The organism is Pseudomonas sp. GW456-E7, assembly GCF_059424105.1.
Window position 1 is genome coordinate 1,566 of record NZ_JBWKZB010000082.1, and the last position, 10,422, is coordinate 11,987.

The window sequence follows — 10,422 nt, forward strand, 5'->3', positions numbered from 1 at the left end:
CCGAAGGTCGTCGGTTCAAATCCGGCTCCCGCAACCAAACATCAAAAAAGGCTACTCGAAAGAGTGGCCTTTTTTGTGCGCGCTTGCTTTGTGTCGCCTGGCGTCGAAACAAGGTCTGGAGACTCAGCGACGACAAAACCGGAAATCGTTCTGATTCCGAAACTTAGGTCATCACTGCGACCGTTTGCCGCAACTCAACGTTTATTTGACCCGTTTCAGGATTAACGGTTGACACCCCGGCGTATCTCTATAGAATGCCGCCACACAGACGCGGGATGGAGCAGTCTGGTAGCTCGTCGGGCTCATAACCCGAAGGTCGTCGGTTCAAATCCGGCTCCCGCAACCAAACATCAAAAAAGGCTACTCGAAAGAGTGGCCTTTTTTGTATCTGTTGAAAAAGTCCTTTCGCAACAATGATCTGTCACTGTGCAGCAAGCCGTTTGGGGCCACCCATGCGCCGGGTTCAGACTATGCTCAATCGCAGGCTGAAGCCTTCACGACCGATGTCGCGCCGTCCCCGTCGCCCGGTGACAGGCGTTAATATTTGTGATTATTTTTTTCTACAGGGATTGGTAACTTGGCTGGATACCCCCATCCTGTCGCGCACAATCCAAGAGGTGATTGATGCGCGCCAACTCGTCTGATTCACAAGACACCGTCACAGCGACACAACCGATCAAGGCTGAGCGTTTGCGCCTGCTTGATCGTTTAAGCAAATACCGTCAACCCATTGGCCTGGCGATCACCCTGCTGCTGTTCGCGATCGCGTTGGTTGCCTGTCGCCACCTGCTGAGCGAACTCGACCTTTACGCGCTGCACGACTCGATCCTCGAAGTTCCAAAACCTGCCTTGCTGGGCGCCTTGGGCGCAACCGTGGTGGGCTTCATCATTTTGCTTGGCTACGAATGGTCGGCCAGCCGCTATGCCGAGGTGAACCTGGCGCCGCGCACACTGGCACTGGGCGGTTTCACGGCCTTTGCCATCGGCAACGCCATCGGCCTTTCAATGTTGTCGGGCGGCTCGGTGCGCTATCGCCTCTATGCCCGTCATGGCCTGGGAGCGGCTGAGGTCGCCCGCATGACGCTGTTCGCCAGCCTCTCGCTGGGTTGCGCCCTGCCGCCGCTGGCCGCCCTGGCGACGCTCAGCGACCTGCCTGCCGCGGCCACCGCCCTGGGACTCTCCGAGACATTGCTTGGCGTAGTGGCCAGCGCCGTGCTCGTGCTGTTTTCGGTGCTGGCCATCGGTATCTACCGTCGCCGGTTGCCGGAACAGCCTTACCCGGACAACCTGCTGGTCAGGATCGGGCGCCGCACCCTGCGCCTTCCAGGAACTCGCCTGACGTTCCTGCAATTGATCATCACCGCCCTGGACGTTGCCGCCGCCGCAACGGTGCTGTATCTGCTGCTGCCGGAAACGCCGCCCTTCGGTGCGTTCCTTCTGGTGTACCTGCTGGCTTTGGCCGCCGGTGTGCTCAGCCACGTGCCGGGCGGTGTCGGGGTGTTCGAGGCGATCTTGCTGGCGGCCTTTTCCGACACCCTGGGTGCTGCGCCGCTGGCGGCCGCCCTGCTGCTCTATCGCTTGATCTACGTGGTCCTGCCCTTGCTGGTGGCCTGCCTGCTGTTGCTGGTCAACGAAGGTCAGCGCCTGTTCCAGACACGCCAGACGTTGCGCGCGGCCTCAGGCCTGGCGGCGCCGATACTGGCGGTGCTGGTGTTTCTGTCCGGGGTTGTCCTGCTGTTCTCCGGCGCCACCCCGGAAATCGACACCCGCCTGGAACACATCGGTTTTCTGATCCCCCATCGACTGGTCGATGCTTCGCACTTTGGCGCCAGCCTGGTCGGCGTGCTTTGCCTGTTGCTGGCCCAGGGCCTGCGCCGCCGGTTGTCGGCCGCGTGGATGTTGACCACCATCCTGTTGCTGGTCGGCGCCCTGCTCTCACTGCTCAAGGGTTTCGACTGGGAAGAAGCCAGCCTGATGGTGCTGACGGCGAGCCTGCTCGGGGTATTCCGCCGCTCGTTCTACCGCCCCAGCCGCCTGACCGAAGTACCGTTCTCGCCGCTGTACCTGGTGGCCAGCCTGTGCGTGCTCGGGGCGTCGATCTGGTTGCTGCTGTTTGCCTATCAGGACGTTCCGTACAGCCATCAACTCTGGTGGCAATTCACTCTGGACGCCGATGCCCCTCGCGGCCTGCGTTCGCTGCTCGGGGCTGCCGTGCTGCTGGTCGTGGTGTCGCTGACCTGGTTGCTGCGCACCGCGCGCCCGGTCATTCACCTGCCGACACCCGAGGAGCTGGAGCGCGCCAGCAAGATCCTCATGGCCTCCGCGCAACCCGATGGCGGCCTGGCCCTGACCGGTGACAAGGCGCTGCTGTTCCACCCCAACGACGAGGCGTTCCTGATGTACGCCCGTCGCGGCCGCAGCCTGGTGGCGCTGTATGACCCGATCGGCCCGGGCCAGCAGCGGGCGGAAATGATCTGGCAGTTCCGCGACCTGTGCGACATCCACCACGCCCGCCCCGTGTTCTATCAGGTGCGCGCAGAGAACCTGCCGTACTACATGGACATCGGCCTGACCGCGATCAAGCTCGGCGAAGAAGCCCGGGTCGACCTCAAGCGTTTTGATCTCGAAGCCAAGGGCAAAGAGATGAAGGACCTGCGCTACACCTGGAACCGTGGCACCCGCGATGGCCTGTCGCTGGAAATCTTCGAGCCGGGCCAGGCGCCGATGGATGAACTCAAGGTGATTTCCGATGCCTGGCTGACCGGCAAGAACGTCCGCGAGAAAGGTTTTTCGCTGGGCCGTTTCAGCGATGACTACCTGAAGTATTTCCGCATCGCGGTGATTCGTTTCGAAGGACGCCCGGTGGCGTTCGCCAACTTGCTCGAGACCTACGGCCACGACCTGGCCAGCCTCGACCTGATGCGCGCGCACCCGGACGCCCCGAAGCTGACCATGGAATTCATGATGGTCGGCCTGATTCAACATTATAAAAACCATGGATACGCGCGCTTCAGCCTGGGCATGGTGCCGTTGTCGGGGTTGCAACCCCGTCGCGGCGCGCCATTGACCCAGCGCCTGGGCTCGATGGTATTCCGCCGTGGTGAGCAGCTGTACAACTTCCAGGGCTTGCGCCGCTTCAAAGACAAGTTCCAGCCTGATTGGGAACCCCGTTATATGGCCGTGCCCGCCGGACTCGATCCGCTGGTTGCGCTGGCCGACACTGCCGCCCTGATCGCGGGCGGCTTGACCGGATTGGTGAAACGCTGATGATTCAACGCTCCTTGCGGTATGTATTGGGCACACTGGTGATAGTGGCCCTGATTCTCGGTGGCGGTTACTGGTACCTGAAACGCCCGGCACCGGAACCGACCCTCGAATGGCTGACCCCGACCGACGGTGCGGCGATGACCCGTGTCATCCCCGGCACCACGCCACGCGCCCAGGTGCTGGTGGCGGTCAACGAAGACCAGAAACTCAGCGACAAACAATTGATGACCCTGAGCCGCAGTGGCTCGGCGCAGATTGTCCAGGTGATCCTGCCCAAGGACTGCCTGCTGCAAAGTCGCGCCCTGCAATCGGGCCTGAGAGAGCTCGAAGGCCCGGCGACCCTGGTCAGCGGCATCGGCCCGGGTGCCGTGCTGGCCTGGCGCTGGTTGTCCGAGCAGAAGAATGACAAGGCCCAGGCCATCTCGGTCGACCTGGCCCTGGAAAAGGGTGGCTGCACTCACCTGCTGCCCAAAAGCGCAGCCCACGGTCACTGGCTGGTCGCGTGGAACGACAACCCGGACGACACCAGTGCCGGCTTCGTGCGTAATCAGCCGAATGCCGAAACCAGCATCAGCGACTACGACATCAACCTGCCGCAAGTGCTGAACAACGAACTGCGCAAGATCCTTGTCGGCGGCGACAAAGCCGCTGGTGGCCTGCAGATTCCGGTGGTCGAAGTGCCCGCCGGCCAGGCCAGGGACACCGTGACCCTGTTCCTGTCCGGTGACGGCGGCTGGCGCGACCTCGACCGCGACGTGGCGGGCGAGATGGCCAAGATCGGCTACCCGGTGGTCGGCATCGACACCCTGCGCTACTACTGGCAGCACAAGAGCCCCGAGCAAAGCGCGCTGGACCTGACCGAACTGATGCAGCACTACCGGCAGAAATGGGGCACCAAGCGCTTCATCCTGACCGGTTACTCGTTCGGTGCCGACGTACTGCCGGCGATCTACAACCGCCTGGCCGAATCGGAACAGCAACGCGTCGACGCGATCATCCTGCTGGCCTTCGCCCGCACCGGCAGCTTCGAAATCGAAGTCGAAGGCTGGCTCGGCAACGCCGGCAAGGAAGCCGCCACTGGCCCGGAGATGGCCAAGCTGCCAGCCGCCAAAGTGGTGTGCATCTACGGCGAAGAAGAAACCGACGAGAGTGGCTGCACCGACAAGACCGCGGTGGGCGAAGCCATCAAGCTGCCTGGCGGCCACCACTTCGACGAGAACTACCCGGCGCTGGCCAAGCGTCTGGTGGAGGTGATCGAGAAGCGACAGGTGAAGGAAACGGCTGCTGCAGAGTGATCTGAGCAGCCGAAAAAAGCCCCCGCTACCTCACGGTAGCGGGGGCTTTTTCATTCCACCACACACCACACACCACACACCCCCTGTGGGAGCGAGCTTGCTCGCGATAGCGGTAGATCAGTCAGCATTTCTGTTGAATGTGGCACCGCCATCGCGAGCAAGCTCGCTCCCACAGAGGTTCTGAAGTATCCAGCGACCAGGTACAAAAAAGCCCCCGCCGCCGCAAGGCAACGGGGGCTTTTTTGGTCACTTACATCTCGACCTGAGTACCCAACTCAATCACCCGGTTCAGCGGCAGATTGAAGAAACGCAAATTGCCGTTGGCGTTCTGCAACATGAAGGCAAACAGCGCCTCCCGCCAGCGTGACATGCCTTCAAGCTTGGAAGCGATGACCGTTTCGCGGCTGAGGAAGTACGTCGTGCGCATCGGGCTGAAGTCCAGTTCGTCGAGGTGACACAGCTTCAACGCCTTCGGTACGTCCGGTTCGTCGGTGAAGCCGAAGTGCAGGATCACCCGGAAGAAACCTTCGCCGTAGGAATCCACCTCGAAGCGCCGCGTCGGCGGCACCCGCGGGATGTCTTCGTACACCACCGTCAGCAGTACCACTTGCTCATGCAGCACCTGGTTATGCAGCAGGTTGTGCAACAGCGCGTGGGGCACGGCATCCGGCCGCGCCGTGAGGAACACGGCAGTACCCTGAACGCGATGGGGTGGTTGTACCGCGATACTGCTGATAAAGATCGGCAGCGGCAAACCACCCTCATCGATGCGCTCGACCAGCAACTGCTTGCCGCGCTTCCAGGTGGTCATCAGCACAAACAGCGCGAAACCGGCGATGACCGGGAATGCACCGCCCTGAACGATTTTCGGCACGTTGGCGGCGAAGTACACACCGTCTACCAACAGGAAACCCAACAGGATCGGCACCACAAGCACCGGTGGCCACTTCCATAGCAACAGGATCACCGCGGACACCAGGATACTGGTCATCAGCATGGTCCCGGTCACGGCCACACCGTAGGCCGAGGCCAGGGCGCCGGAGGATTCGAACCCCAGCACCAACAGCACCACGCCGACCATCAACGCCCAGTTCACCGCGCCGATGTAGATCTGGCCCTGTTCGGCACTGGACGTGTGCTGGATATGCATGCGCGGAATGTAACCGAGCTGGATCGCCTGACGGGTCAGGGAGAACGCACCGGAAATCACCGCTTGCGAGGCAATCACCGTGGCCAGGGTCGACAGGCCGACCAGCGGGATCAATGCCCAGCTCGGTGCCAGCAGGTAGAACGGGTTACGGGCAGCTTCCGGATCACCCAGCAGGAGCGCGCCCTGGCCGAAGTAGTTCAGCACCAGCGCCGGCAGCACGAGGATGAACCAGGCACGAGCGATCGGCTTGCGACCGAAGTGCCCCATGTCCGCGTACAGTGCTTCGGCACCGGTCAGTGCGAGTACCACGGCACCGAGAATCGACAGGCCCATGCCCGGATGGACCATGAAGAAACGTACGCCCCACACCGGGTTCATCGCTTCCAGGACTTCCGGGTGCTGGCTGATGCCATAGACGCCCAGCGCACCCAGCACCAGGAACCAGGTGACCATGATCGGCCCGAACAGAATACCGATGCGCGCCGTGCCGTGACGCTGGATCAGAAACAGCGCGACCAGCACCACCAGCGACAATGGCACCACCCAATGGTCGATACCTTCGAATGCCAGCCCCAGGCCTTCAATCGCCGACAGCACGGAAATCGCCGGGGTAATCATGCTGTCGCCATAGAACAGCGCCGCACCGATCAGCCCGCACACCACCAACAACGTGCGCAGCTTCGCGTGGCCCGCCGCCGCCCGCCGGGCCAGTGCGGTCAAGGCCATGATCCCGCCTTCGCCCTGGTTGTCGGCGCGCAGTACAAACATCATGTACTTGATCGACACGACCCAGATCAGCGACCAGAAAATGAGTGCCAGAATCCCCAGCACCCCGTCATGGTTGACCGGCACGCCATAGCCTCCGGAAAACACTTCCTTGAGGGTGTACAACGGACTGGTGCCGATATCGCCATAAACCACCCCGACTGCCGCGACCAGCATGCCGATCGGCTTCACCGCCGAATGCTCGGCACCGGCAGCCTGACTACTTGCCTGACCCATCCACCACTCCTACTTCTCAGACCCGGGCTTCTTTGAAAGAAGCACTATGCTTTGTCGTGCAGCATGCGCTGTTTTACATAAGGTTACAGACGTTTTGTTGACTGTAAAAAACCAGTAAAGCGTAACGGCGCGAAGCATAGCGCAGCACTCGTCGTATTTCCCTGCATAAAGCTGGTCAAGTGGGCTTACCATCGCTAGAATTGCGCACTTTTTGATCAGAGGCGCCCAAGCGTCCGTCTGTCGCCCCGCCTTTAGGCCGGAGGCACTCCCTATACCGAGGTTAGACATGTCCACCACTCCTGCGCCGGCCAATCCAAAAGTTGGCTTCGTATCCCTGGGTTGCCCCAAAGCACTGGTCGACTCCGAGCGCATCCTTACCCAGCTGCGCATGGAAGGCTATGACGTCGTGTCCACCTACCAGGACGCCGACGTCGTGGTGGTCAACACCTGCGGCTTCATCGATTCGGCCAAGGCCGAGTCCCTGGAAGTGATCGGCGAAGCCATCAAGGAAAACGGCAAGGTCATCGTGACCGGCTGCATGGGCGTCGAAGAAGGCAACATTCGCGACGTACACCCGAGCGTGCTGGCCGTGACCGGTCCGCAGCAGTACGAGCAAGTGGTCAACGCCGTGCACGAAGTCGTGCCGCCACGCCAGGACCACAACCCGCTGATCGACCTGGTGCCGCCACAAGGCATCAAGCTGACTCCGCGCCACTACGCCTACCTGAAGATTTCCGAAGGCTGCAACCACAGCTGCAGCTTCTGCATCATCCCGTCGATGCGCGGAAAACTGGTCAGCCGCCCAGTGGGCGACGTGCTCGACGAGGCCCAGCGCCTGGTCAAGTCCGGCGTCAAGGAGCTGTTGGTGATCTCCCAGGACACCAGTGCCTACGGCGTCGACGTGAAATACCGCACCGGTTTCTGGAACGGCGCGCCGGTGAAAACCCGCATGACCGAACTCTGCGAAGCCCTGAGCACCCTCGGCGTCTGGGTTCGCCTGCACTACGTTTACCCGTACCCGCACGTTGACGAGCTGATCCCGCTGATGGCCGCCGGCAAGATCCTGCCGTACCTGGACATCCCGTTCCAGCACGCCAGCCCGAAGGTGTTGAAGTCGATGAAGCGCCCGGCCTTCGAAGACAAGACCCTGGCACGCATCAAGAACTGGCGCGAAATCTGCCCGGACCTGATCATCCGTTCGACCTTCATCGTCGGCTTCCCCGGCGAGACCGAAGAGGACTTCCAGTACCTGCTGAACTGGCTGACCGAAGCCCAGCTCGACCGTGTCGGCTGCTTCCAGTACTCGCCGGTTGAAGGCGCACCGGCCAATGACCTGGACCTGGAAGTCGTCCCGGACGACGTCAAGCAGGACCGTTGGGAGCGCTTCATGGCGCACCAGCAGGCCATCAGCTCGGCGCGCCTGCAAATGCGCATCGGCCGTGAGATCGAAGTGCTGGTCGATGAAGTCGACGAGCAAGGCGCCGTGGGTCGCTGCTTCTTCGACGCCCCGGAAATCGACGGTAACGTATTCATCGATAACGGCAGCAACCTCAAGCCGGGCGACAAGGTCTGGTGCAAAGTGACCGACGCCGACGAATACGACCTGTGGGCTGAACAGATCTAAACGCAAAAAATACAAAAAGCCCCGCTCTCTTGACGAGATGCGGGGCTTTTTTACGGCTATCGTTTGCACATGGAAGGATTCCTATCAACCACTGCATAAGAGGCAGACGGGCATGCGTCAGCATTCGGTCATCCACACGCCGAAACTCGGTGACTACGAAGAATTGACCCGGGTCTGGGAGGCCTCGGTGCGCGCCACCCACGACTTCCTGCCGGACAGCTACATCGAGCTGCTGAAAAACCTGGTGCTGACCCGCTACCTCGACTCGGTGATGCTGATCTGCACCAAGGATTCGAGCCAGCGCATCACCGGATTCGCCGGCGTCGCGGCCGGCAAGATCGAAATGCTCTTCATCGACCCCGACCATCGCGGCCAGGGCCTGGGCAAGAAATTGTTGCGTTATGCCCTGGAACACCTGAACGCCGATGAACTGGACGTCAACGAACAGAACCCGCAAGCCCTCGGCTTTTACTTCAAGCAGGGTTTCGAGGTCATCGGTCGCTCGGAAGTCGATGGCATGGGCCAGCCGTATCCGTTGTTGCACATGCGTATGCGTCAGGCTGAAAAACTCACGCGCAATGGCTGACACAACCAGGAACCAAATGTGGGAGCGGGCTTGCTCGCGAAGAGGCCATCAAATTCAACATCAATATTGGCTGATAAACCGCTTTCGCGAGCAAGCCCGCTCCCACAAAAAGCCTCACGGCGTAAATGGAACCGGGATTAACCGGCGCCAGGCAGGTACAATGCCTACCCCCTTTTTGTTACGGCCCTGACATGACTGACCCGATTCGTCTCTCCAAACGCCTCATCGAACTCGTCGGCTGTTCCCGTCGGGAGGCTGAGCTGTTCATCGAGGGCGGCTGGGTCACCGTCGACGGCGTGGTCATCGACGAGCCGCAATTCAAGGTCGACACCCAGAAAGTCGAGCTTGATCCAGAAGCCAAGGCCACCGCGCCGGAACCGGTGACCCTGCTGCTCAACGTGCCGGCCGGCATGGACGCAGACACCGCCATGGCCACCCTCGGCGCCGAGACCCTGAGCGAAGAACACCGCTACGGCAAGCGCCCGTTGCGCGGGCACTTCCTGCGCCTGACCGCCAGCACCGACCTGCAGGCCAACGCCAGCGGGCTGCTGGTGTTCACCCAGGACTGGAAAATCCTGCGCAAGCTCACCGCCGACTCCAGCAAGATCGAGCAAGAGTATGTGGTCGAGGTTGAAGGCGAGATGGTGGCTCACGGCCTCAACCGTCTGAACCATGGCCTGACCTACAAGGGCAAGGAGTTGCCGGCGGTCAAGGCCAGCTGGCAGAACGAAAACCGCCTGCGCTTTGCCATGAAGAACCCGCAACCGGGCATCATCGCCCTGCTGTGCCAGGCCGTCGGCCTGAAGGTCGTCGCCATCCGTCGTATCCGCATCGGCGGCGTGTCCATCGGCAAAGTGCCCGTGGGGCAATGGCGCTACTTGTCCGGCAAAGAGAAGTTCTAAGGCTTTGCGCACCGCCACACTTTTCGGTGCTGCTGTTTTCGGCGGCACCCATAGCTGAATTATCAGGACCGCACACATGATCCATAACGACGTACTGCGCAGCGTGCGCTACATGCTCGACATCAGCGACAAGAAAGTCATCGAGATCATCAAGCTCGGCGGCCTGGACGTGACCCTGGCAGACCTGGTGACCTATCTCGACAAGAAAGAGGAAGACGAAGAAGGCTTCGTGCGCTGCCCGGACGAAGTCATGGCACATTTCCTCGACGGCCTGGTGATCTTCAAGCGCGGCAAGGACGAAAGCCGTCCGCCGCAGCCGATCGAAGTGCCGGTGACCAACAACATCATCCTGAAAAAGCTGCGGGTCGCATTCGAACTGAAAGAAGACGACATGCACGCGATCCTCAAGGCCGCCGAGTTCCCGGTGTCCAAGCCTGAGCTGAGCGCGCTGTTCCGCAAGTTCGGCCACACCAACTATCGCCCGTGCGGCGACCAGTTGTTGCGCAACTTCCTCAAAGGCCTGACCCTGCGCGTTCGTCCGCAATAAATCACCGCGCCTCCCTGTAGGAGCTGCCGCAGGCTGCGATCTTTTGATC

The 10,422-nt window shown here is 61.3% G+C and carries 8 protein-coding genes and 1 tRNA gene; 8 read left to right on the top strand and 1 reads right to left on the bottom strand.

Annotation, left to right across the window (positions count from 1 at the left end; all coding sequences use genetic code 11):
* From AC07YV_RS28845 to AC07YV_RS28860, 4 genes are all read left to right on the top strand, one after another.
* On the top strand, nucleotides 1-225 hold a 225-nt coding region (locus AC07YV_RS28845; protein WP_494990389.1), incomplete at its 5' end, for a hypothetical protein.
* Nucleotides 226-269: 44 nt separating this feature from the next.
* Nucleotides 270-346: transfer RNA gene (locus AC07YV_RS28850), tRNA-Met, on the top strand.
* A gap of 278 nt (nucleotides 347-624) precedes the next feature.
* Nucleotides 625-3,267 carry a bifunctional lysylphosphatidylglycerol flippase/synthetase MprF gene (gene mprF, locus AC07YV_RS28855; RefSeq protein WP_102702693.1) on the top strand — a complete coding sequence of 881 codons (2,643 nt, stop codon included), beginning with the start codon at nucleotides 625-627 and terminating at the stop codon, nucleotides 3,265-3,267.
* The gene (locus AC07YV_RS28860; RefSeq protein ID WP_102702692.1) at nucleotides 3,267-4,562 is read left to right on the top strand and encodes a virulence factor family protein; all 1,296 of its coding nucleotides are present in this window, start codon (nucleotides 3,267-3,269) and stop codon (nucleotides 4,560-4,562) included. Before mprF ends, AC07YV_RS28860 begins: the two co-directional genes overlap by 1 nt.
* A 250-nt stretch (nucleotides 4,563-4,812) precedes the next feature.
* Here AC07YV_RS28860 and AC07YV_RS28865 read toward each other — a convergent pair whose 3' ends face one another.
* Nucleotides 4,813-6,714, bottom strand: a complete 1,902-nt coding sequence (locus AC07YV_RS28865; protein ID WP_102702691.1) for a potassium transporter Kup — start codon at nucleotides 6,712-6,714, stop codon at nucleotides 4,813-4,815.
* Nucleotides 6,715-7,000: 286 nt separating this feature from the next.
* Here AC07YV_RS28865 and rimO point away from each other — a divergent pair, with 286 nt between their 5' ends.
* The 4 genes from rimO (at nucleotide 7,001) to AC07YV_RS28885 (ending at nucleotide 10,373) form a co-directional block, all read left to right on the top strand.
* Nucleotides 7,001-8,338, top strand: a complete 1,338-nt coding sequence (rimO, locus tag AC07YV_RS28870) for a 30S ribosomal protein S12 methylthiotransferase RimO (protein ID WP_025110809.1) — start codon at nucleotides 7,001-7,003, stop codon at nucleotides 8,336-8,338.
* A gap of 112 nt (nucleotides 8,339-8,450) precedes the next feature.
* A complete protein-coding gene (locus AC07YV_RS28875) occupies nucleotides 8,451-8,924 on the top strand; it encodes a GNAT family N-acetyltransferase (protein ID WP_102702689.1) in 474 nt (157 codons plus the stop codon).
* A gap of 191 nt (nucleotides 8,925-9,115) precedes the next feature.
* Nucleotides 9,116-9,826 (top strand): rRNA pseudouridine synthase, encoded by a 711-nt coding sequence (locus AC07YV_RS28880; RefSeq protein WP_007971163.1) that lies wholly within the window; start codon nucleotides 9,116-9,118, stop codon nucleotides 9,824-9,826.
* Between the two features lie 76 nt (nucleotides 9,827-9,902).
* Complete coding sequence (locus AC07YV_RS28885; protein ID WP_007971161.1) at nucleotides 9,903-10,373, top strand: YehS family protein; 471 nt, start codon at nucleotides 9,903-9,905, stop codon at nucleotides 10,371-10,373.
* The last annotated feature ends 49 nt before the right edge of the window (nucleotides 10,374-10,422 follow it).